This window comes from Mycobacterium sp. NGS51, assembly GCF_059812525.1.
Genome location: NZ_JCALCV010000004.1, coordinates 310262 through 332831, shown reverse-complemented (window position 1 = coordinate 332831; position 22570 = coordinate 310262). Strand labels below are relative to the sequence as shown.

Annotated in this window: 20 protein-coding genes; 4 read left to right on the top strand and 16 right to left on the bottom strand. The window is 67.9% G+C overall.

Going from position 1 to position 22570, the window contains the following annotated elements; all coding sequences use genetic code 11:
* Nucleotides 1-39: 39 nt before the first annotated feature.
* From AC5Y5W_RS07785 to rimP, 6 genes are all read right to left on the bottom strand, one after another.
* The gene (locus AC5Y5W_RS07785) at nt 40-1038 is read right to left on the bottom strand and encodes a DHH family phosphoesterase (RefSeq protein ID WP_500022260.1); all 999 of its coding nucleotides are present in this window, start codon (nt 1036-1038) and stop codon (nt 40-42) included.
* Nucleotides 1013-1492, bottom strand: a complete 480-nt coding sequence (gene rbfA, locus AC5Y5W_RS07780) for a 30S ribosome-binding factor RbfA (protein ID WP_500022259.1) — start codon at nt 1490-1492, stop codon at nt 1013-1015. The genes AC5Y5W_RS07785 and rbfA overlap by 26 nt, the downstream gene beginning before the upstream one ends.
* Nucleotides 1492-4176: a translation initiation factor IF-2 gene (infB, locus tag AC5Y5W_RS07775; protein ID WP_500022258.1), complete on the bottom strand. Its 2685-nt coding sequence runs from the start codon at nt 4174-4176 to the stop codon at nt 1492-1494. Before infB ends, rbfA begins: the two co-directional genes overlap by 1 nt.
* Before the next feature lie 65 nt (nt 4177-4241).
* Complete coding sequence (locus AC5Y5W_RS07770) at nt 4242-4604, bottom strand: YlxR family protein (protein ID WP_500022257.1); 363 nt, start codon at nt 4602-4604, stop codon at nt 4242-4244.
* A gap of 57 nt (nt 4605-4661) precedes the next feature.
* Nucleotides 4662-5705 (bottom strand): transcription termination factor NusA, encoded by a 1044-nt coding sequence (gene nusA, locus AC5Y5W_RS07765; RefSeq protein WP_500022256.1) that lies wholly within the window; start codon nt 5703-5705, stop codon nt 4662-4664.
* A complete protein-coding gene (gene rimP / locus AC5Y5W_RS07760) occupies nt 5702-6241 on the bottom strand; it encodes a ribosome maturation factor RimP (RefSeq protein WP_500022255.1) in 540 nt (179 codons plus the stop codon). Before rimP ends, nusA begins: the two co-directional genes overlap by 4 nt.
* Before the next feature lie 182 nt (nt 6242-6423).
* On the opposite strand from rimP, the gene AC5Y5W_RS07755 reads away from it, so the two are divergent.
* Nucleotides 6424-6942, top strand: a complete 519-nt coding sequence (locus AC5Y5W_RS07755) for a hypothetical protein (protein WP_500022254.1) — start codon at nt 6424-6426, stop codon at nt 6940-6942.
* Nucleotides 6939-7388 (top strand): ferritin-like domain-containing protein, encoded by a 450-nt coding sequence (locus tag AC5Y5W_RS07750; protein ID WP_500022253.1) that lies wholly within the window; start codon nt 6939-6941, stop codon nt 7386-7388. The genes AC5Y5W_RS07755 and AC5Y5W_RS07750 overlap by 4 nt, the downstream gene beginning before the upstream one ends.
* A 15-nt stretch (nt 7389-7403) precedes the next feature.
* Here AC5Y5W_RS07750 and AC5Y5W_RS07745 read toward each other — a convergent pair whose 3' ends face one another.
* The 9 genes from AC5Y5W_RS07745 to mqo all read right to left on the bottom strand — a co-directional run bounded on the left by AC5Y5W_RS07745 (nt 7404) and on the right by mqo (nt 19548).
* Nucleotides 7404-9149 (bottom strand): proline--tRNA ligase, encoded by a 1746-nt coding sequence (locus AC5Y5W_RS07745; RefSeq protein ID WP_500022252.1) that lies wholly within the window; start codon nt 9147-9149, stop codon nt 7404-7406.
* Between the two features lie 173 nt (nt 9150-9322).
* Nucleotides 9323-10816, bottom strand: coding sequence for an MFS transporter (locus AC5Y5W_RS07740; RefSeq protein ID WP_500009233.1), 1494 nt, complete (start codon nt 10814-10816; stop codon nt 9323-9325).
* A gap of 50 nt (nt 10817-10866) precedes the next feature.
* Nucleotides 10867-12447 carry an MFS transporter gene (locus AC5Y5W_RS07735; protein WP_500009232.1) on the bottom strand — a complete coding sequence of 527 codons (1581 nt, stop codon included), beginning with the start codon at nt 12445-12447 and terminating at the stop codon, nt 10867-10869.
* Nucleotides 12448-12480: 33 nt separating this feature from the next.
* Nucleotides 12481-13677: a uroporphyrinogen-III C-methyltransferase gene (gene cobA, locus AC5Y5W_RS07730; RefSeq protein ID WP_500009231.1), complete on the bottom strand. Its 1197-nt coding sequence runs from the start codon at nt 13675-13677 to the stop codon at nt 12481-12483.
* Nucleotides 13674-15065: a cobyrinic acid a,c-diamide synthase CobB gene (locus AC5Y5W_RS07725; RefSeq protein WP_500009230.1), complete on the bottom strand. Its 1392-nt coding sequence runs from the start codon at nt 15063-15065 to the stop codon at nt 13674-13676. Before AC5Y5W_RS07725 ends, cobA begins: the two co-directional genes overlap by 4 nt.
* Nucleotides 15066-15162: 97 nt before the next feature.
* On the bottom strand, nt 15163-15777 hold the full coding sequence (cobO, locus tag AC5Y5W_RS07720) for a cob(I)yrinic acid a,c-diamide adenosyltransferase (protein WP_500022251.1): 615 nt from the start codon (nt 15775-15777) through the stop codon (nt 15163-15165).
* Nucleotides 15778-15797: 20 nt separating this feature from the next.
* Nucleotides 15798-17636, bottom strand: coding sequence for a magnesium chelatase subunit D family protein (locus AC5Y5W_RS07715; protein WP_500022250.1), 1839 nt, complete (start codon nt 17634-17636; stop codon nt 15798-15800).
* The gene (locus tag AC5Y5W_RS07710) at nt 17633-18088 is read right to left on the bottom strand and encodes a GNAT family N-acetyltransferase (RefSeq protein ID WP_500022249.1); all 456 of its coding nucleotides are present in this window, start codon (nt 18086-18088) and stop codon (nt 17633-17635) included. The genes AC5Y5W_RS07715 and AC5Y5W_RS07710 overlap by 4 nt, the downstream gene beginning before the upstream one ends.
* A complete protein-coding gene (gene mqo, locus AC5Y5W_RS07705; RefSeq protein ID WP_500022248.1) occupies nt 18085-19548 on the bottom strand; it encodes a malate dehydrogenase (quinone) in 1464 nt (487 codons plus the stop codon). The genes AC5Y5W_RS07710 and mqo overlap by 4 nt, the downstream gene beginning before the upstream one ends.
* 94 nt (nt 19549-19642) lie before the next feature.
* On the opposite strand from mqo, the gene AC5Y5W_RS07700 reads away from it, so the two are divergent.
* The gene (locus AC5Y5W_RS07700) at nt 19643-20647 is read left to right on the top strand and encodes an alpha/beta hydrolase (protein WP_500022247.1); all 1005 of its coding nucleotides are present in this window, start codon (nt 19643-19645) and stop codon (nt 20645-20647) included.
* A gap of 4 nt (nt 20648-20651) precedes the next feature.
* Nucleotides 20652-22031 carry a mycothione reductase gene (gene mtr, locus AC5Y5W_RS07695; protein ID WP_500022246.1) on the top strand — a complete coding sequence of 460 codons (1380 nt, stop codon included), beginning with the start codon at nt 20652-20654 and terminating at the stop codon, nt 22029-22031.
* On the opposite strand, the gene AC5Y5W_RS07690 is transcribed toward mtr, so the two are convergent.
* Nucleotides 22014-22502, bottom strand: a complete 489-nt coding sequence (locus AC5Y5W_RS07690) for a Fur family transcriptional regulator (protein WP_500022245.1) — start codon at nt 22500-22502, stop codon at nt 22014-22016. The genes mtr and AC5Y5W_RS07690 overlap by 18 nt on opposite strands.
* Nucleotides 22503-22570: the final 68 nt, after the last annotated feature.

The following is a 22570-nucleotide window of genomic DNA, read 5'->3' as shown; positions in this document are numbered from 1 at the left end:
CGACACGCACGCTCGCGCGGGTAGGCGCGGTTAGCCGGGTTAGGCGAGCGCGGCGACCAGCGCGGCCACCACATCGTCGATCGCGCCGGTAGTCGAGTACCCCGCGGCCAGCTTGTGTCCGCCCCCGCCGAACGTCGACGCGACGACGGCCAGATCCACCGCCTTTTTGGCTCGCATCGACACCGACCACTGCTGCGGCTCAACCTCTTTGAAGACCGCCGCCACCTCGGCCTGCGACGTGGTGCGCACGATGTCGACGATGCTTTCGACTTCCTCTGCGCGTGCGCCGATCCACTCCTGGTGTCCGACCGACGCATACACCAGCCCACTGCCCCCGACGGCGTCGGGCAGCAGCTGGGCCGAACCCAGCACCCGGGACAGCATCGTCAGCCAGCTGAACGGATGCGTGTCCAGCAGCGCTCGGCTGATCGCGGCGTTGTCCACGCCGAGCTCTATCAGCCGTGCCGCCAACCGGTGTGCCCGGGCGCCGGCCCAGCGGAACGACCCGGTGTCGGTCGTCAGCCCCGCATAAAGGCAGTGCGCAACCTCGATGTCGATCGGCTTGGACCACGCGTCGAGCAGCTCGGCGACCAGCATCGTGGTGGAATCCGCCGATGGATCAACGAAATTGGCGGTGCCGAACAGTTGATTGGATGCATGGTGGTCGATCACCAGCAGCTCCCGGTCCGCGCCGGCCATATCGCGCAGCCCGCCGAGCCGGTTGATGCTCGGAATATCCACGGTCACGACGAGGTCGACGTCGCGGCGCATCTCCTCGGGACTGACCAGCAGCCGACCGCCGGGCAGTGACTGCAGGGACTGCGGCAGCGCTGCCGGCGCGGCGAAACCGACCTGGACCGATTTGCCGGATTGGTCCAGCACTATCCCCAGCGCCAACCCGGCACCGATGGTGTCGGCGTCGGGATAGACATGGCAGACCACGCCGATCGTGGCGGCAGCGGACAGCAACTCCGCGGCTGCGGCGGCGTCGACGCGGCCGGCCACGGCCGCCTCAGTCGTCGCGTTGGTCGTCGTCACCGGCGTCTCCAGCGTCCGAGTCCCCGCTCCTTGCCCGATACGGATCGGCCTCCCCTGCCGGCTTGGCACCCGAGCGAACCCGCGCCAAGTCCGCGTCGGCCGCACGGGCACGGGCGAGCAACTCTTCCATCCGGTGCGCCGCGTCGGGCACGGTGTCGCGGCTGAACGTCAGCGTAGGGGTGAACCGCACGCCGGTACCGGCGCCCACTTTGGTTCGCAACACACCCTTGGCGCTTTCCAGCGCCGCGGCGGCACCGCCGTAGTCCGGCTCGTCCTCCAGGGTGCGTCCCATCACTGTGTAGAACAGGGTCGCATCATGCAGATCGGCGGTCACCTTGGCGTCGGTAATGGTCACCCCGGCCAACCGCGGATCTTTGATCTCGTACTCGATCGCCGAGGCGACGATCGTCGAGATCCGCTTGGCCAATCGTCGCGCTCGGGCCGGATCGGCCATCAGGCGCGGGCCTTCTCAACCAACTCGTAGGTCTCGATGACGTCGCCTTCCTTGATGTCGTTGTAGCTCAGCGTCAGACCACATTCGTAGCCGTCGCGCACCTCGGTCACGTCGTCCTTCTCGCGGCGCAGCGACTGCACGGTCGCGTTCTCGGCGACCACGATGTTGTCCCGCAACAGCCGGGCCTTGGCGTTGCGGCGCACCACGCCGGAGGTGACCAGACAGCCGGCGATCAGGCCGACCTTCGAGCTGCGGAACAGCGCCCGGATCTCCGCGCGGCCCAGTTCCACCTCTTCGTAGACCGGCTTGAGCATGCCCTTCAGCGCGCTCTCGATCTCGTCGATGGCCTGGTAAATCACCGAGTAGTAGCGGATGTCCACGCCTTCGCGGTTGGCCAGCTCGGTGGCCTTGCCCTCGGCGCGCACATTGAACCCGATGATGACCGCGTCGGAGGCCGATGCCAGGTTGACGTTGGTTTCGGTGATACCACCGACACCGCGGTCGATGACCCGCAGCGCCACCTCGTCGTCGATCTGGATGCCCAACAGGGCCTCTTCCAGCGCTTCGACGGTACCGGCGTTGTCGCCCTTGAGGATCAGGTTGAGCTGGCTGGTTTCCTTGAGCGCCGAGTCCAGATCCTCCAGGCTGATCCGCTTGCGCGAACGCGCCGCCATGGCGTTGCGCTTGCGCGCGTTGCGCCGGTCGGCGATCTGGCGGGCGATGCGGTCCTCATCGACGACCAGCAGGTTGTCACCGGCGCCGGGCACCGACGTGAAGCCGATGACCTGCACCGGCCGCGACGGCAGCGCCTCCTCGACGTCGTCGCCGTGTTCGTCGACCATGCGGCGGACCCGCCCGTAAGCGTCGCCGGCGACGATCGAGTCGCCGACCCGCAGCGTGCCGCGCTGCACCAGCACGGTGGCCACCGGGCCGCGGCCGCGGTCCAGGTGCGCCTCGATCGCCACGCCCTGGGCTTCCATGTCGGGGTTGGCCCGCAGGTCCAGCGCCGCGTCGGCGGTCAACAGCACCGCCTCCTCCAGCGCCTCGATGTTGGTGCCCTGCTTGGCCGAGATGTCGACGAACATCGTGTCGCCACCGAAATCCTCTGACACCAAACCGTATTCGGTGAGCTGTCCGCGGATCTTGGCCGGGTCGGCACCCTCCTTGTCGATCTTGTTGACCGCCACCACGATCGGCACGTCAGCGGCCTGGGCGTGGTTGATGGCCTCCACGGTCTGCGGCATCACGCCGTCGTCGGCGGCCACCACCAGAATCGCGATGTCGGTGGCCTTGGCACCGCGGGCACGCATGGCGGTGAACGCCTCGTGACCCGGGGTGTCGATGAAGGTGATCGGCCGTTCGGTGCCGTCGAGGTCGACGGAGACCTGGTAGGCGCCGATGTGCTGGGTGATGCCGCCGGCCTCGGCCTCGCGGACGTTGGCCTGACGGATGGTGTCCAGCAGGCGGGTCTTCCCGTGGTCGACGTGACCCATCACGGTGACCACCGGCGGGCGCACCTGCAGGTCTTCCTCGGTCCCCTCGTCCTCCCCGTAGGAGAGGTCGAACGACTCCAGCAGCTCGCGGTCCTCGTCCTCGGGGGAAACGACCTGCACGACGTAGTTCATCTCGCTGCCCAGCAACTCGAGCGTCTCGTCGCCGACCGACTGGGTGGCGGTGACCATCTCGCCGAGGTTGAACAGCGCCTGGACCAGCGCGGCCGGGTTGGCGTCGATCTTCTCGGCGAAGTCGCTCAGCGACGCGCCGCGGGCCAGCCGGATGGTTTCGCCGTTGCCGTGCGGCAACCGCACACCACCGACCACCGGTGCCTGCATGTTTTCGTATTCGGCGCGTTTGGCCCGCTTGGACTTCCGGCCGCGCCGGGGCGCACCACCGGGCCGGCCGAACGCGCCGGCCGCGCCACCGCGCTGGCCGGGGCGACCGCCGCCGCCCCCGGGGCGGCCACGGTAGCCGCCGCCGGGTGGGGCACCGACGCCACCGCCGCCGCCTCGATAGTTGCCGCCACCGCCGCCGGGGCGGCCGCCCGCGGGAGCGCCGGGCCGACCGCCGGGACCGGGCCGCGGCGCGCCGGGACGCGGTGGGCGGCCTTGAGCTCCACCCGGCCGGGGCGGCATGCTGCCGGGCGATGCGCCCGGGCGCGGTGCGCCGGGCCGGGGTCCGCCGGGACGAGGCGCCGGCGGACGAGGAATGGGCCGGTCGACGGGCTGGGCCGACGAGAACGGGTTGTTGCCGACGCGCGGGGTACGCGCAGCCGGCTTCGGGGCCGGGCTCGGTCGCGGGCCGGGCGTGGGGCCGGGCCGCGTCGGCGGCGGGGCAGCTTGCGGTTGGCCGGCGGCCGGGGCCTGGGCGGCCGGTTGGGCCGGTGGCGCGGGCGGCTCGGCGGCCGCCGGTGCGGACGGTTTGCGGCCGTCGACTTTCTCAGCGGCGGTGTCGGCCTTCGCGGGGGCCTTTGCCGCCGCGCCGTTGCCTGCCGCTTTCTCAGCGGTCTTGTCGGGAGCGGGTTTGCCGCCGCCGAACGACTCCCGCAGCCGGCGCGCGACCGGCGCTTCCACCGTCGACGATGCCGATTTGACGAATTCGCCCTGTTCGCTCAGCCGGGCGAGAACTTCCTTGCTGGTAACACCGAGTTCCTTGGCTAACTCGTGTACGCGGGCCTTGCCTGCCACTACATCTCCTGTCCATGAGGCGACAGCGGTGGTAGGCCGCGCCTCGGGTTAGCTATGACGCATGGTCATCGGGACTTCACGGTGTGCTCATGTTCTTTGCTACCTGTTCTGTTGCCGGGTGAGCCGAGCGTGTTGACATGCTCGACCACCGCGGAGGTGTCCGGTGAACCGGCGATGCGCAGCGCTCGACTGAAAGCTCGCCGCCGGATCGCTTGGTTAGTGCACTGCGGTACGGGATGCAGCCACGCACCCCGCCCCGGCAGGTTACCTGCTGCATCAACGATCACGGCGAATTTACCGTTCCCGCTCGACACAGCCACCACTCGAAGCAGTTCGACAGCCAACTCTCGCTTTCGGCAACCGACACACGTCCGCACCGGTCCATCGATACGTCGATGCGCCGAGGCCGAAGTCTCGCGCTGGATCACGGCTTAGTTTACCTTCACCGGACCGGTAAGAATTGCGCGGGCTGGCCGCGTTGCCGGCTAGCGGCCGTGCGCCATCCCGTGGCCGGCGGCATGGTCGGGCTGGTCCGCCGACGACCCCGGCGAATCGCCGCGGATGTCGATACGCCAGCCGGTGAGCCGGGCGGCCAACCGCGCGTTCTGTCCCTCCTTGCCGATGGCCAGCGACAACTGGAAATCGGGCACCACCACTCGAGCGGCGCGGGCCGTCTGATCGATCACCGCGACCGAAACCACCTTCGCCGGCGACAGCGCGTTGGCGACGAAACGCGACGGGTCTTCGTCGTAGTCGATGATGTCGATTTTCTCGCCGGACAACTCGCTCATGACATTGCGGACCCGTTGACCCATCGGGCCGATGCAGGCGCCTTTGGCGTTGAGGCCGGGAACCCGGGATGCGACCGCGATCTTCGAGCGGTGACCGGCTTCCCGGGCGACTGCGATGATCTCCACGGAGCCGTCGGCGATCTCGGGCACTTCCAGCGAGAACAGTTTGCGCACCAGGTTGGGATGAGTGCGCGACAACGTGATCAGCGGTTCGCGAGCGCCGCGGCTCACGCCCACTACGTAGCAGCGCAAGCGGTCGCCGTGCTCGTAGGTCTCCCCCGGGACCTGTTCGGCCGCAGGGATCACCCCCTCGGACCCCTTGGTTTCACTGCCCATTCGGACCACGACTAGACCGCGGGCGTTGGCCCGGCTGTCGCGCTGGATCACCCCACCGACGATCTCGCCTTCCCGGGTGGAGAACTCACCGTAATTGCGCTCGTTCTCTGCGTCGCGCAGCCGTTGCAGGATCACCTGCCGCGCGGTGGTAGCCGCGATCCGGCCGAAACCCTCTGGTGTGTCGTCCCATTCGGACAACACGTTGCCGTCTTCGTCGACCTCGCGGGCGATCACCCGGACAACACCGGTTTTGCGGTCGATGTCGATATGCGCCTCTTGCTGATGACCTTCGGTGTGCCGGTAGGCGGTGAGCAGCGCGGATTTGATGGTCTCGACCACCACATCCACCGAAATGCCCTTGTCCGCTTCGATCGCATGCAGCGCGGCCATGTCGATATTCATCTGCGCCGCTCCTCCTCATCGCCCCGACCAAGTGCCGCCAGCTCCAACTCACGTTTACTTGGCGACGAAAACTCCACTTGGACAACCGCTTTCACGATTTCGTCGAGCGAGATCATCCGGACAGTCCAGTCGCGCCGCTGGTCATCGCGGACAACGAGTGTCACCGCGTCCCCGGTGGTTTCACCGACCCGTCCGATCAACTGCGATCCGTCGGAGAGAGCCAGTTCGACCTTGCGGCCGCGGGCGCGACGGAAATGCTTCGCGGTGGTCAACGGCCGGTCCACCCCGGGCGAGCTGACTTCCAGCACGTAGTTGCCATGGATGCCTTCGACACCGTCCAGCAAGGTCGAGGCGCCGCGAGACAGGGCGGCGATAGTGTCCAAATCCAGCGCGGTGTCGCCGTCGGCGATCACCGTGATCCGCGGCGGCCGCGCCCGGGTGTCGATCACCACGTCTTCGATCTCAAAGCCTGCGCGCGCGAACTCACCATCGAGCAGCTCGATCACCTGCGTGTGCGACGGTAGCCCGGTGGCCACGGCGAGCTCCTCATCTTGAGTTGTCCGCTCGGCGACTGATGTCGCCGGCGGGGCGGCTCCGGCTGCTCTCCCGAGCGCACGGCTATCGCCGGTCCCGGAGAACCAGTCATCAACGATACGCCAGGAATCCGGTCTCAGCCGGTCACCGCGAGGGCACGAAAAGGCAATGGCAGGATGTTGCTGTGCCACCGACAGCGCCCGTCGTCACGCGGCGACGTGTGCTGGCCGGCGGGGCCGCTCTCGCGGTACTGGGGATCGCTGCGTCGGCCTGCAGTACGCAACCGGAACAGCCGCCTCCGGTCGACGAACTGGAAGCAGAGCTGACGCTGGCCCGCCACGACAGTGAACTGGCCGCTGCTGCCGCTGCCGCTCAGCCGGCGGCGGTCGCAGCCGCGTTGCAGCAGGTCGCCGCCGAACGTTCCCAACACGCGCAGTCGTTGGCCACCGAAATCGACCGGGTTGCCGGGATAACCACAAGCACCTCCAGCCAATCGACGACGGCCCCGATGTCCACCAGTGCTCCGCCGGGACCGCCGCCCACGCTCTCCGAAGTCATTGGTTCGTTGCGCGCGTCGGCCGCCAGCGCGGAAAAGCTGGCGACCGTGTCGACGGGTTATCGGGCGGGGTTGCTCGGTTCGATTGCTGCGGCCTGCACCGCGGCATACACGGTCGCGCTGGTGTTCGGCGGCACCGCGCCGTGACGTCCGCCGAGCCCGCGTCCTACACCAATGCGCTGAGCGCTGCGCTCACCACCGAGCACGCGGTCATCTACGGCTATGGCATCGTCTCCGCCCGCTGTACGCCGGACGTCAACAAGCTGGTGGCGGCGTCGATGACGCAACACCGCGAGCGCCGCGACCAGGTCATCGCGATGTTAACCGACCACGACATCACCGCCCCGGTAGCGGCAGCCGGCTACCAGCTGCCCATGCCGGTGAACAACGAGACCGACGCGGCCCGGCTGGCGGCCCGGATGGAGAAGGACACCGAGGTGGCCTGGCGGGCGGTGGTCGAGCAGGCCCAGGCCGACCCGGACCGCAGGTTCGGGGTGACAGCCCTGACCCAGAGCGCCGTGCTGGCCGCCCGTTGGAATCGGGTTGCGGGCGTTTGGCCGATCACCACCGCGTTCCCGGGCGGCAGCGACTAAGGGCGTCTGCTCGCGTTAGGTGATGGCCGAGGTGATGTCGGTGGCCAGGGCGGCGCCGGTGGTCAGCTCACGGACCTGACCGCTGAACCGGTCGCGCAGCTCGACGACCCCGTCGGCCCAGCCGCGACCCACCACCACGATCCACGGCACACCGAGCAGCTCGGCGTCTTTGAACTTCACCCCAGGCGATGCCTGACGGTCGTCGAGCAGCACTTCGATACCCAACCGGTCCAAATCGGCGGCCAGCGCGATCGCTCCGGCGCGCGCTTCGGCGTCTTTGTTGGCGATCACTAGATGCACGTCGAAGGGCGAGACACTGGACGGCCAGCGCAGGCCCAGCTCGTCATGGTGTTGTTCGGCGATGACGGCTACCAGCCGCGACACCCCGACGCCGTAGGAGCCCATGGTCAGCCGGACCGGCTTGCCGTCCTCACCGAGCACGTCGGCGGTGAAGGCGTCGGTGTATTTGCGGCCGAGCTGAAAGATGTGACCGATCTCGATGCCGCGGGCGCTGACCAACATCCCGGCACCGTCGGGTGACGGGTCGCCGTCACGAATCTCGGCGGCCTCGATGGTGCCGTCGGCGGTGAAGTCGCGCCCGGCCACTAGCCCGACGACGTGGCGGCCGGGCTGATCGGCGCCGGTGATCCAGCTGGTGCCGTCCACCACCCGCGGGTCGACGAGATAACGAACATCGTTGTCGTGCAAAGCTTTCGGGCCGATATATCCCTTGACCAGAAATGGGTACTTGGCGAAATCGTCGTCGCCGAGCAGCTGGTAGTCGGCCGGGTCGAGGGCGGCGGCCAGGCGCTTGTCGTCGACCTCGCGATCACCCGGTACCCCGATGCCCAGCAATTCCCACTCGCCGCCGGGTACGCGGACCTTGACCAGTACATTCTTGAGCGTGTCGGCGGCGGTGATGCTGCGGCCCAGTTCCGCGCCGTTGGCCCACTCCACCAGCGTGGCGATCGTGGGAGTGTCGCCGGTGTCGTGCACCACCGGCTCGGGCAGCCCGTCGACGGGCCGGCTTTCGGGGCGCGCGGTGACGACCGCCTCGACATTGGCGGCGTAACCCGACTCCGGGCAGCGCACGAAGGTGTCCTCACCAATCGGGCTCTCGGCCAAGAACTCCTCCGAGGCGCTGCCGCCCATTGCACCGGACACCGCCGACACGATGACGTAGCGCACTTGCAGCCGGTCGAACATGCGCTGATAGGCCTCGCGGTGCGCGTGGTAGGCGGCTTTGAGTCCGGCATCGTCGACATCGAAGGAATACGAGTCCTTCATAACGAACTCCCGGCCGCGCAGGATGCCGGCCCGCGGCCGCGCCTCGTCGCGGTATTTGGTCTGGATTTGGTAGAGCACCAGCGGGAAGTCTTTGTAGGAGCTGTATTCACCCTTCACTGTCAGCGTGAACAGCTCCTCGTGCGTCGGCGCCAACAGGTAGTCGTTGCGGCGACGGTCCTGCAGCCGAAAGATGGTGTCGCCGTATTCGGTCCAGCGGTTGGTCGTTTCGTATGGGGCACGCGGGAGCAGCGCGGGAAACAGGATCTCCTGCCCGCCAATGGCGTTCATTTCGTCGCGAACGACCTGTTCGACCTTGCGCAGCACCCGCAACCCAAGCGGCAGCCAGCTGTATAGGCCGGGCGCGATCGGCCGGATGTAGCCGGCCCGGATCAGCAGCTTGTGGCTGGGAACCTCGGCATCGGCGGGGTCGTCGCGCAGCGTGCGCAAGAACAGCTCGGACATCCGGGTGATCACAGCGGGCAAGCCTATGCGGCGATTGCCAGCGCGGCGAAGCCGGGCGCAGGGGGTACCGCCCGCTTGCGGGGGACAGGTCGCCGCACAACGCTGGTGGCGCGCATCGAACCGCCAAACCGCAGCCAGGGCTGTGATCCGTGGCTCATCACAACCCTGGCTTCTTTTTCGTGACGCTACAGCTGACCGGCCTCCACGGCTTCGCGGTTGTGTTGTGCGCGGGCGATCTGGCGCGCCGAAAAGCCGATACCCAGCGCACCGGCGCCCACCAGCACCGCGACCGCGGCCACCCACAGCAGCGAGTAGGTGTAGCCGTGGTCGAGCGCGTTGATCTGGGCCGGCGTCATGTCGGCAACTCGCCCGGTGGTGCCACCGAGATAGAGGGTGCGCGATACCTGCACCGCCTGGATCACCACCAACACCAACGGACCGCCGAGGTCCTGGACCATCAGCGTGATCGCCGACACCGGCCCGATGTCGCGGGGCCGCACGTCGGCGACCGCGCACAGCGGCAAGACGACCGAGATAACGCCGATCCCGAACCCGCCAATCACGATGGGCACCAACAAGTTTGGGAAATACGGGATGTTACGCGTCAACGTGGAGCCGTACAGCATGGCGCCCCACACCCCGACTCCGCCGCAGATGATCAGCCAGCGCGGCGCGAATTGCGGCGCTAACCGCGCCGCCACCACGTTTCCCGCGCCGAGCGCCACCGCGAACGGGATGAAACTCAGCCCGGCGCGCAGCGCCGAATATCCCATCACGTCCTGCACATACAGCCCGATCATCACCGTGAGGGTCAGCAGAACCCCGCCGGCCATGAAGAGGGAAAAGAAGGTCATCACCCGGTTGCGCTCGCTGAACAGCGACAGCGGCACCAACGGATGCTCGGCGGTGCGCTCGACAACCAGGAATCCGAGCGCCAGCAGCACAGTGGCGACCGCCGCCCCGACCACCCACGGATCCGTCCAGCCCCGTTGCGGCCCCTGGGTGAAGATCAGCACCGCGGACATGCAGCCCAGCGTGGCCAGCGCCGCGCCGGCGATGTCGAGTTTCAACCGCTCGTGGCGGGTCTCGGCCAGCTGCGTGACCGCGATGGCGACGATGACAATCCCGATCGGAATGTTGATCAAAAACGCCAGCCGCCACGACACCACGGTCAGCGCGCCGCCGAGAACCAGGCCCAGCACCGAACCGGCGCCCTGCATGGCCGCCGAGATGGCCATCGCCTGGTTACGGGCCGGACCGACGGCGTAGGTCGTCGCGATCAACGCCAAACCGGTCGGCGCGGCCACCGCGGCGCCCATGCCCTGGACAGCACGAGCCACCACCAGGAACGACTCCTCGGTGGCCAACCCGCATGCCAACGACGCCAGGGTGAACACACCAACCCCGGAGATGAAAGCCCGCTTGCGGCCGATGGCGTCGCCTACCCGGCCGCCCAGCAGCAGCAGCCCGCCGAAGGTCAACACGTAAGCGGTGATCACCCAGCTCTTCCCGGCGTCGGAAAGGTCGAGTTCGGCCTGCATGCGCGGCAGCGCCACGACGACAATGGTGCCGTCCAGCGTCGACATCAGCTGCATGCCGGTGATCGCGACGATGGCGATACCGAGCACGCTGGAGGACAACTGCCGGGCCGTCGGTGCAGGACCGCCCGGCGTAGACATGAGACGCCAGCCTAATGCAGGCGCGTCTCAGCGCCGGTGAACCGTGCTCGCTACAGCTCGCCGACGTCGAGGGCGTGCTGGACTTCCTGCGCGTGGGCAACCTGCTTGGCGGTGTAGCCGATCAGCAGCGCAACCCCGCCGACCACGACGGCCACCCCGGCCACCCACAGCAGGCCATAGGTGTAGCCCTGGTCGAGCGCGTGCAGTTGCGCTGGGTTCATGTCTTTCACGGGGCCGTTGGTGCCGCCCAGATACAGCGTGCGCGACGTGATCACGGCCTGGATCACGGCCAGCACCACCGGACCACCGAGGTTCTGCAGCATCAGCACGATCGCCGAGGTGGGTCCGATCTTGTCGAACCCGACGCCCGCGATCGCCGAGAGCGCCAGCGGGACAATGATCATGCCGATGCCGATGCCGCCGACCACGATCGGGATCACCAAGTTCGGGAAGTAGGGGATGCCGGCGTTGAGCGTCGAGCCGTACAACATCGCGCCCACCAACAGGGCACCGCCACTGATCACCACGACCCGCGGCGGAAACCACGACACCAGCTGCGACGACGCGCCCATGCCGATGCCCATGGCGATGGCGAACGGGATGAAGCCGACCCCGGCGCGCAGCGCGCTGTAGCCCATGATGTCCTGCACGTACAGCGCGATCAGCACGGTCAGGGTGAACAACACGCCACCGCCCATGAAGATGGCCGCAAACGTGGCCAGCCGGTTTCGGTCCAGGAAAAGGTCGAACGGCACGATGGGGTTCTCGGCCGTGCGCTCGATGATGGCGAACGCGATGAAAGCACCCAGGGCCACCAGTCCCGAACCGATCGTCGTGACGGAGATCCAGCCCTGCTCCGGGCCCATCGAGAACGCGAACACCGCGGCGGTACAGATCAACGTGGCAAGAAAGGCCCCGGTGGCGTCGAGCTTCATCCGCTCCTTGACGGTTTCCCGCAGCGTGGTGCGGGCCAGGTAGATCATCACCAGCCCGATCGGCAGGTTCACCAAAAACGCCAGCCGCCACGACACCTCGGTGAGCGCCCCGCCGACAACCAGGCCCATCACCGAGCCGACGCCGGTCATCGCGCCGAACACCGCCGTTGCGGCGTTGCGCGCGGGCCCCTTCGGGAAGGTGGTCGCGACCAGCGCCAAACCGGTCGGGGAGGCGATCGCGGCGCCCACCCCCTGCAGCAGCCGGGCAGTGACCAAGGTTGATTCGTCCCAGGCGATGCCGCACAGCGCCGAGGCGATCGTGAACAGCGCGACGCCCACGATGAAAGTACGTTTGCGGCCGATGGTGTCGCCGAGTCGGCCGCCGAGCAGCATCAGCCCGCCGAAGGTCAGCACGTAAGCGGTGATCACCCAACTACGGCCGGCGTCGGACAGGCTGAGCTCGTTTTGGATCCGGGGCAGCGCCACGATCGCGATGGTGCCGTCCATGGTCGCCATCAGCTGCATGCCGGCGATCGCGATCACCGCGGCAATGAACCGGCCTGACGGCAGCCACGCCGGGGAATACCTGCTCGTACGGTCCACGGAAGCCTCTTCGACGGGCGTCGGAACGGCGGATGCCGGGTGGTCAGTAGTCCAGCTACCGACTGCCCGCTCTGCGTCGTTGAGAGCAGTCATAAGGAGCTACCCTACAGTAATCTTAAGAAGCGCTTAAGTGCCGAAAGCCGCGACGGCGCCGATCACGATGATCGCCGGCGGCCGGATACCCTCGGCGCGGATCGCTTCGGGAGCGTCAGCGAGGGTAGCCCGCAACGTGCGCTCGGCGGCCGTCGTCCCGTGCTGAACCACCAGGACTGCCGTATCCGCTGGTCGACCGCCTTTCAACAACGCTTCGGTGAATAGTTCGATACGTTCCACGGCCATCAGCAAAACGATGGTGCCCGACATTGCCGCCAATGCGTCCCAATTCACTAACGATTCGGGATGCCCCGGCGCTATATGGCCGCTGACCACCACAAATTCGTGGTTGATGGCGCGGTGGGTGACCGGAACGCCGGCCAAGGCAGGTACCGCTATGGCACTCGTCACACCCGGCACCACGGTGACCGGAATTCCGGCGTCGGTGCACGCCAGCACTTCCTCGTAGCCCCGGGCGAACACGAACGGGTCGCCGCCTTTGAGGCGCACCACGAACTGCCCGGCCTTCGCGCGCTCGATCATCACTGCGTTGATGGCGTCCTGCGCCATGGCACGGCCGTACGGGATCTTGGCGGCGTCGATCACCTCGACCTGCGGGGGCAGCTCGGCAAGCAACTCCGGTGGGGCCAGGCGATCGGCGACCACCACGTCGGCCTGGGCGAGTAACCGGCGGCCGCGGACGGTGATCAGCTCCGGGTCGCCGGGGCCGCCGCCGACCAGCGCCACCCCGCCGTGCACGACGTCGTCGCTCTCGGCGGTGACGATCCCGCGCTGCAGCGCCTCCCGGATGGCCGAGCGGATCGCTGCCGAGCGACGGTGCTCGCCGCCGGCCAGCACGCCCACCGCCAGCCCGGCGTAGTCGAACGTCGCCGGGGTGACCGCGCTGCCCTCGACGGCGATATCGGCGCGGACGCAGAAGATTTGTCGGCGATCTGCTTCGTCGACCACTGCGGCGTTGACGGCGGGGTCGTCGGTGGCCGCAATCGCATACCAGGCCCCGTCGAGGTCGCCATCGCGATACTCGCGCAGCGACAAGGTGATTCGCGGCATCGCCTCGACGGCGCGGGTGGCGCTGCGGGTGATGACATGCACGTCCGCGCCGCTGGCGACCAGCAGCGGAAGCCGGCGTTGCGCGACCGTGCCGCCGCCGACCACGACGACCTTCTTGCCGGACAGCCGCAAGCCGACCAGGTAGGCGTTCTCGGTCACCGGGTAAGCCTAGAGGCGATGCCGGCAGCGTGGGCCACGAAGCGTGCCACGGCCGCTGGAACCGCAGCAGGATGGGTGTGCAGGTAGGCCGCATGCACGCCGCGGTGGACGGCGCCGTCGCGCACAGTGCCCGCGGCGTGTCCCTGATACAACCATGCCGGTTCATACGTGTCGGCGAATGTGACTGCGCTGCGGTGGAATTCGTGCCCTGTCACCCGCTGGCCGGTGCCATAGAGTGGCGAATCTGCAACGGCGACGGCGTCGCGATATCCCAAGGTCAGTCGCTCGGTGAACCGCGCCGACCCGGCCAGGACCCCGCACATCGGGTAGCCGTCGAGTTCGGAAACCAGGTACACCAACCCGGCACATTCGGCATGCACTGGCGCACCGGCAGCGGCCAGCGCGTTGATCTGCCGGCGCGCGGGATCGTTGGCCGACAGTTCGGCGGCGAACTGTTCGGGGAAGCCGCCGGGCAACAGCACCGCGTCGGTGTTCTCGGGCAACACATCGACCAGCGGATCGAATTCGACGACGACAGCACCGGCCGCCCGGACCAGTTCGGCATGTTCGGCGTAGCCGAAGCTGAATGCCTTGCCGCTGGCCAACGCGACCGTGACCGGTTCGGTGACCACTTCACCCACGGCGGCCGCCGGATCCCACGGCGGATCGGTGACCGCAGTTGCGGCGGCTGCGACGACGGCACCGATATCGACGTAGCGGGCGATCAACGCTGTCATCGCCTCGACCGCGGCCCAGGCGCGCCGACCGTATTCCGCTGCGGTGACCAGGCCCAGATACCGTGACGGCACTTCGATTTCGTCACGACGCGGAATCGCCCCGAGCACCGGGATGCCGGCATGTTCGCAGGCCTGTCGCAGCACCTGCTCATGTCTGGGCGAGCCGACCCGGTTCAGCACGACACCGGCGATGCGGATACCGGTGTCGAACGTCGAAAAGCCGTGCAGCAGAGCTGCGATGCTGTGACTTTGCCCGCGGGCGTCGACCACCAGGACGACCGGGGCGCCCAGGAGGCCGGCGACCTGCGCCGTCGATCCTCGTGCCGGGACGGCTGCGGCGTCCTCGATGCGCCCGTCGAAAAGCCCCATCACGCCTTCGATTACCGCGATGTCGGCGCCGGCGGCGCCATGTCCGTAAAGCGGGCCGAGGAGCTGCTCGCCCACCAGAACCGGGTCGAGGTTGCGGCCAGGGCGCCCGGCTGCCACGGCGTGGTAGCCGGGATCGATGAAGTCCGGGCCCACTTTGAACGGTGCGACGAGGTGGCCCGCCTGCCGCAGTGCACCGATCAGACCCGTTGCGACGGTGGTCTTTCCGCTTCCCGATGCCGGAGCTGCGATGACGACGGCAGGCGTGCTCACGCTGGTCGCCATCGCCGCATCCTCCATTGGCGCGAGCGTGCGCAAAAACGGGTTTGAGTGCGGCGTGTCGACCGGCGACACGCACGCTCGCGCAAAAGAGGGGGCGCCTCTACCACTCGATGCCCTTCTGACCTTTGCGCCCGGCATCCATCGGGTGCTTGATCTTGGTCATCTCGGTGACCAGGTCGGCCGCGTCGACCAGCCGCGGCGGGGCGTCGCGGCCGGTGATCACCACATGTTGGTGGCCCGGACGCGACAGCAGGGCGTCCACCACCTCATCGACGTCGACCCAGCCCCACTTCAGCGGATAAGTGAACTCGTCGAGCACGTAAAAGTCGTGTCGCTGCTCCGCCAGTCGGCGGGTGATCTCGGCCCAGCCGTCGGCGGCCGTCGCGGCGTGATCGTCGTCGCTGCCGGCCTTCCGCGACCACGACCAGCCGGCACCCATTTTGTGCCACTCGACCGCTGCGCCGACACCGTGTTCGTCGTGCAGCCGGCCCAGCTCGCGAAACGCCGCCTCCTCGCCGACCTTCCACTTGGCGCTCTTGACGAATTGGAACACCGCGACGTTCAGCCCGGAATTCCAGGCCCGCAGCGCCATTCCGAATGCGGCGGTCGACTTTCCCTTACCCGGCCCGGTGTGCACGGCCAGCACCGGAGAGTTGCGCCGGGCCCGAGTGGTCAAGCCGTCGTCGGGAACCTGAAGCGGGCGGCCCTGTGGCATGACTGATTCACCCCCCGAAGTCAGGCTGCGCCGCGCACGGCCTGGGTCAGATAGTCGGCCCGCAACTGCTCCAACCGCAGTGTCGGCGCGCCCAACTGGGTCGCCAGCTGTTCGGCCAGCCCCAGCCGCACGAACGACGTCTCGCAATCCACCACCACCGCGGCGGCGCCTTCGGCGACCAGCAGGCCGGCCGCAGTGCTGCTGCGGCCCAACGGATCTGCACCCGACGTCGCCCGCCCGTCGGTGAGCACCACCACCAGCGGACGGCGCGCGCGGTCGCGAACCTTCTCGCGCAGCACCAGCTCGCGGGCGGCCAGCAGCCCTTCGGCCAGCGGCGTCTTGCCGCCGGTGTCAAAGCGGGACAGCCGGTGAGCGGCGATGTGCGCCGACGTCGTCGGCGGCAACAACAGCTGCGCACCCTGGTGACGGAAAGTGATGACGGCGACCTTGTCGCGCCGTTGATACGCGTCGCGCAGCAGCGACAAGGTCGCACCGCTGACCGCCGCCAACCGGTCGCGGGCGGCCATCGAACCCGAGGCGTCGACGACGAAGATCACCAGGTTGCCTTCGCGGCCCTCCCGGACCGCGCGGCGCACATCGCCGGGCTGGAGCCGAAGCCGGTTCCCGCCGTCCGCATGCTCGGCAGCGGCCAACACGGTGGCGAACAGGTGCAGGCCATGGCCGGCGGTGACGTCGTCGGTGGCGGCCACCACTGCGCCGGAGGTGTTGCGGCCGCGCGATCGGCGGCCCGGCGCGCCCGCACCGACGCCCGGCACGGTCAGGGCGCGGGTCCGGAAGGTCGACGACGGCGGCGCGCTGGACCGCACAGTAGGCGGTTGGCTCGGCGAATTCTGTTGTGGTGCTTCGTCATTGGCGCTTTCCCCGCCGCCCGGCGGATCCGGGTCGGGCTCCGGGTCCTCGGGTGGATTGTCCTGTGCGGCTTGTGCCAGCGCCTCGTCGAGCTGGTCACGGTCGATGCCGGGATCATCGAACGGGTCGCGGCGGCGCCGGTGCGGCAACGCCAACTCGGCGGCCACCCGGATGTCCTGCTCCTCGACGTCGCCGCTGCCCCGCCAGGCGGCATGAGCGACGGCGGTGCGGGCCACCACCAGATCAGCACGCATCCCGTCGACGTCGAACGCCGCGCACAGCGCCGCGATGCGGCGCAACTCGTTCTCCGGCAGTACGACGTCGTCGAGCAGTCGGCGGGCAGTGGCGATCCGGCGGGCCAGCTCGGCATCGGCGGCGGCATACCGGTCGGCGAATCCGTCCGGGTCGGCCTCGTAAGCCATCCGCTGCTGGATGACCTGCACCCGCACGTCGACCTCACGCGAAGCATGCACGTCGACCGTCAGCCCGAAGCGGTCCAGCAGCTGTGGGCGCAACTCGCCCTCTTCCGGGTTCATCGTGCCGATCAGCACGAACCGGGCCTCGTGGGAATGTGAGATCCCGTCACGTTCGATGTGCACCCGGCCCATCGCGGCGGCGTCGAGCAGCAGATCGACCAGGTGGTCGTGCAGCAGGTTGACCTCGTCGACGTAAAGCACACCACCATGGGCGCGGGCCAGCAGCCCGGGCGAGAACGCGTGCTCACCGTCGCGCAGCACCCGCTGCAGATCCAGTGAGCCGATCACCCGGTCCTCGGTGGCGCCGATCGGCAGTTCCACCAACCGGGCGTCGGTGCCCTCCGACGCGGCGGCCGACAGCAGCGCGGCGAGGCCCCGCACGGCGGTGGACTTCGCGGTGCCCTTCTCGCCGCGGATCAGCACCCCGCCGATCTCGGGGCGCACCGCGCACAGGATCAACGCCAGCCGCAGCTGCTCATGGCCGACGATCGCACTGAACGGGTAGGGCTTCACGGCCCGCCCGGCCTCAGCATCGGCACATGCGGAATACCATCTTCGACGAAGTCCTCGCCGTCACGGACGAAGCCGTGCTGGGCGTACATCTCGGCGAGGTAGGCCTGGGCGTCGATACGGCACGGGTAGTCGCCCACCTCCGCCAATGCGGCTTGCAGCAGTCGGGTGGTGTGACCCTGCCCGCGCGCAGTGCGTTTGGTGCACAACCGGCCGATCCGGAATGCCTTGTGCCCGCCGGCGTGCTCTTCCATCAGCCGCAGCGTACAGATCACCGCACCATCGGGCTCTTCCAGCCAGAAATGTCGGGTTTCCGAACGCAGGTCTCGCCCGTCCAGTTCGGGATAAGGGCAGGCCTGCTCGACGACGAAGACCTCCACCCGCAGTTTGAGCAGCTCATAGAGGGTCGGCGCGTCAAGGTCTTTGGCCCACGCTCGGCGCAATGCGGCGGTCATAGCTCCAACACCTTTGTGCCCCATGACCACACCTCGTCGAACAGCGCCGGCTCCCGCGACAACGCGGTTCCCAGCGAGGGCACCATCTCTTTGAGGGTCGGCAGCCACGACCGATAGCGATCGGGAAAGCAGCACTGGAGCACATCGAGCATCGCCGATACGGCTGTCGAGGCGCCCGGCGAGGCGCCCAGCAGGCCGGCGATGCTGCCGTCGGCGGCAGTCAGCACCGTGGTGTCGAACTCGAGTTTTCCGCGCCGGATCACCTGCACCCGCTGGCCGGCCGCCACCGTCTGCCAGTCGGAATCGACTGCACTGGGCGCGAACTGACGCAGCGCATCGACCCGCGCAGGGTGGGTGAGCTGCACCTGGCCGAGTAGGTAGTTGACCAGCTTCCGGTGGCCGAACCCGGCGCCGAGCATCGACAACACGTTGTTCGGCTTGACCGACCGCGCCAGATCGGAGACACGGCCGTGCTTGAGGAACTTCGTCGACCAATCCGCGAACGGCCCGAATAACAGCCACGGTTTGCCGTTGACGATCCGCACGTCCAGATGCGGCGCCGTCACACCGGGCGCGCCGGACGCGGGCATGCCGTACACCTTGGCGCGGTGCGCCCCGACCAGGGCAGGATTGGCGCTGCGCAAAAACCGCCCGCCGATGGGAAAGCCCCCGAAACCCTTCACCTCCTTGATCCCGGAGCGCTGCAACAGCCGCAGCGCCTCGCCGCCGGCCCCGACGAACACGAATTTCGCGTGGAGGTCGCGGCTTTGGCCGGTGCGGCGGTTGCGGATCCTCAGCGACCAACCACCCTGGCGTCGACGGGACAGATTGCGCACCTCATGCCCGAACAACGCGGTGGTGCCCCCCTGTACGCCGTAACCGATGAGCTGTCGTGCCAGTACACCGAAGTCGATGTCAGCGCCGTCGGCGGCCCAGCTCAGCCCCACGGGCCGGCTGAAGTCACGTCCGGCGGCCATCAGCGGCAACCGGCGGGCGAACTCGTGGGAATCTTCGATCAACTCGGTGCGCGCGAACAGCGGGTTGGCCGACAGCGCTTGCCGGCGCCGTCGCAGGTAGTCGACTTCGTCGACGCCCTGCACAAAGCTGACGTGCGGGACCGAGTTGAGGAAGCCGCGCACGTCGGTGAGGATGCCGTTTTCCACGGAATAGGCCAGGAATTGGCGGGTGACCTGGAACTGCTCGTTGACGCGCACCGCTTTGCTGATGTCGATCGAGCCGCCGCGATCAGGGGTGTAGAACAGCTCGCAAAGCCCGGAGTGGCCGGTGCCGGCGTTGTTCCACGAGCCGCTGCTTTCGGCGGCGGCGCCGTCCAGCCGTTCGACCACAGTGATCGACCAGCCGGGTTCCAGCCGTCGCAGCAACGCCCCCAGGGTGGCGCTCATAATGCCCGCCCCCACCAGCACGACGTCGGCCTTCGCGGTTGTAGCGGAGTCGGACACCGGAGGTTTGTCCTTCGTCGTGGATCGGCTGTACCGGTCCTCAGGCTATCCCGGCAGCAGTCAATGCAATCCAGCACGCTTTAAGCTGGCGAACGTGACTGGCTGGGAGCGCGATGTCCTGCCCGGTTACTGGCAGCGCACGATCCCGCTGGGTCGCGATCCTGACGACGAAGGAGACGTCGTCGCGACCGTGATCCGTCGCGGCGAAGCCGCCGCCGCACCACACGCTGTCCTGGCCATGCACGGCTATACCGACTACTTCTTCAATACCGCGCTGGCTGACCACTTCGCCGATCGCGGCTTCGCGTTCTACGCAGTTGACCTACGTAAATGCGGACGTTCGTGGCGGCCGGGTCAAACCCCGCACTTCACCACCGACCTGAAGTGTTACGACACCGAACTCGACCACGCCCTGGCCGTCATCCGCGAGGACGCCGATGCCGCTCGTGTGCTGGTGTGCGGACATTCCGCCGGCGGGCTCATCGGGTCGCTGTGGCTGGATCGGCTGCGGAGCCGGGACGCCACCGCCCGGGCCGGCATCGGTGGCCTGGTGCTCAACAGTCCCCTGCTCGACTTGCCCGGTGCGGCGGTGCTGCGCTGGGTGGTGACCTCTGCGCTGATCGCAGCGATCGCGCGGGTCAGCAAAACACGGGTGGCCCGGGCGCCCGGTGCGGGCGGCTACGGCGCCAGCCTGCACAACAGCTATCACGGCGAATTCGACTACGACCTGCAGTGGAAGCCGCTGGGCGGTTTCCCGATCACCTTCGGCTGGCTACACGCGATCCGGCGAGGACAGGCCCGGCTGCACCGCGGGCTCGATGTCGGGGTGCCCAACCTGATCCTGCGCTCAGACCACAGTGTGTCCGAAACCGCAGACTCGGTTGCCCTGCAATGCGGCGACGCGGTGCTCGACGTCAGCCACATCGCCCGGTGGGCCGGCTGCATCGGCAACCGCAGCACGATCGTCCCGATTACCGACGCCAAACACGATGTGTTCCTGTCCATGCCGCGGCCCCGCCAGGAGGCCTATCGTCAGCTGGACACCTGGCTCGACCACTACCTCGGCGCCGCCGAACCGATACCGTCACAGAACGGATGACGACATGGAAACCTACGACCTCGCAATCATCGGAACCGGTTCGGGCAACAGCGTTCTCGATGAACGCTATGCCGGCAAACGAGTCGCGATCTGCGAACAGGGTGTCTTCGGTGGCACTTGCCTCAACGTCGGATGCATCCCGACCAAGATGTTCGTTTACGCGGCCGAGGTTGCCCAAACCATCCGCGGCGCAGCGCGTTACGGTATCGATGCGCATATCGATGGTGTGCGTTGGGATGACATCGTTTCGCGCATCTTCGGACGCATCGACCCGATCGGGATCAGCGGAGAGGATTATCGACGGGCCTCCCCCAATGTCGACGTGTATGGACGCCACACCCGTTTCGGCCCGGTTGCGCCCGACGGTCGTTACCTGCTGCGCACCGATGACGGCGACGAGTTCACCGCCGACCAGGTGGTGATCGCCGCAGGATCACGGCCGGTTGCTCCGCCGGCCGTCCTCGAGTGCGGCGTCGAATACCACACCAGCGACACGATCATGCGTATCGCCGAGTTGCCCGAGCACCTCGTGATCATCGGCGGCGGTTTCGTGGCAGCCGAATTCGCGCACATTTTCTCGGCGCTCGGCGTTCGGATCACGCTGGTGGTCCGGGGCGGCACGCTGCTGCGGCACTTGGACGACACGCTGTGCGAACGCTTCACCCGCATCGCCTCGACCAAATGGGAACTACGCACCCATCGCAACGTCGTCGACGCCAGTCATGACGGCTCGCGCATCGTGCTCGAACTCGACGACGGCTCCACGCTGAGCGCCGACGCGGTGCTGGTGGCCACCGGGCGGATACCCAATGGTGATCTGCTCGACGCCGAGCAGGTCGGGATCGACGTCTTGCACAGCCGCATCGTGGTCGACGAGTACCAACGGACCTCCGCCCGTAATGTTTTCGCGCTCGGTGATGTCTCCTCCCCGTATGAGCTCAAGCATGTGGCCAATCACGAGGCGCGCGTCGTGCAGCACAATCTGCTGTGCGACTGGGACGACACCGAGGCGATGATGGCCACCGACCACCGCTACGTGCCCTCGGCGGTGTTCACCGATCCGCAGATCGCCAGTGTCGGCCTGACCGAGAACCAGGCCGTCGCAAAGGGTTTCGACGTGTCGATCAAGGTGCAGGACTACGGCGACGTCGCCTACGGCTGGGCGATGGAGGACACCACCGGCATTGTCAAGCTCGTCGCCGAATGCGGTAGCGGGCGGCTACTCGGGGCCCACATCATGGGCCACCAGGCATCCTCGATCATCCAGCCGCTGATCCAGGCAATGAGTTGCGGGCTGAGGGCCGATCAGATGGCCCGCGGCCAATACTGGATTCACCCGGCGCTGCCCGAGGTGGTGGAGAACGCGCTACTCGGACTGAGCTGACGGCGGCCGGTCGTTCGACTGGCATGCCGGGCACAGGCCGTGCAAGGTCAGACCGGCCCGCTCGGACAGGGTGAACGAACTGCCTTCCATCGCATGCTCGAGCGCCGAACTCAGCTGTTGGGCGGGCACCTCGATGATCGAGCCGCACCGGGTGCACACCGCGTGATGGTGCGGATCTTCGGCCAGCCCATAGGTGGTGACCCCGCCCTCGAGGGTCAAAGCGTGCAGCACACCCTGCTCGACCAAGGTGGTCACCGTCCGATAGATCGTCGCCAGGTCCGGCGGCTGTTCACCGGCCGGCAAACGTTGGCGCAGCTGTTGGTCGATCTCGGCCACCGACAAATGACCGTGAACCGGCTCCAACACGGCCAACACCGCAATCCGGGACGCCATCCGCCGCAGCCCATGTGCGCGCAGCAACTCGCCGATCCGCTCGGTGACCGTCGGATCCAACGCGGATGGCTTGGTCACTTCTCCAGTATGCGCGCACCTGATGGCCGAATCGCGCCAATGCACCGGATCGAGGGCCCGGGAAGCTG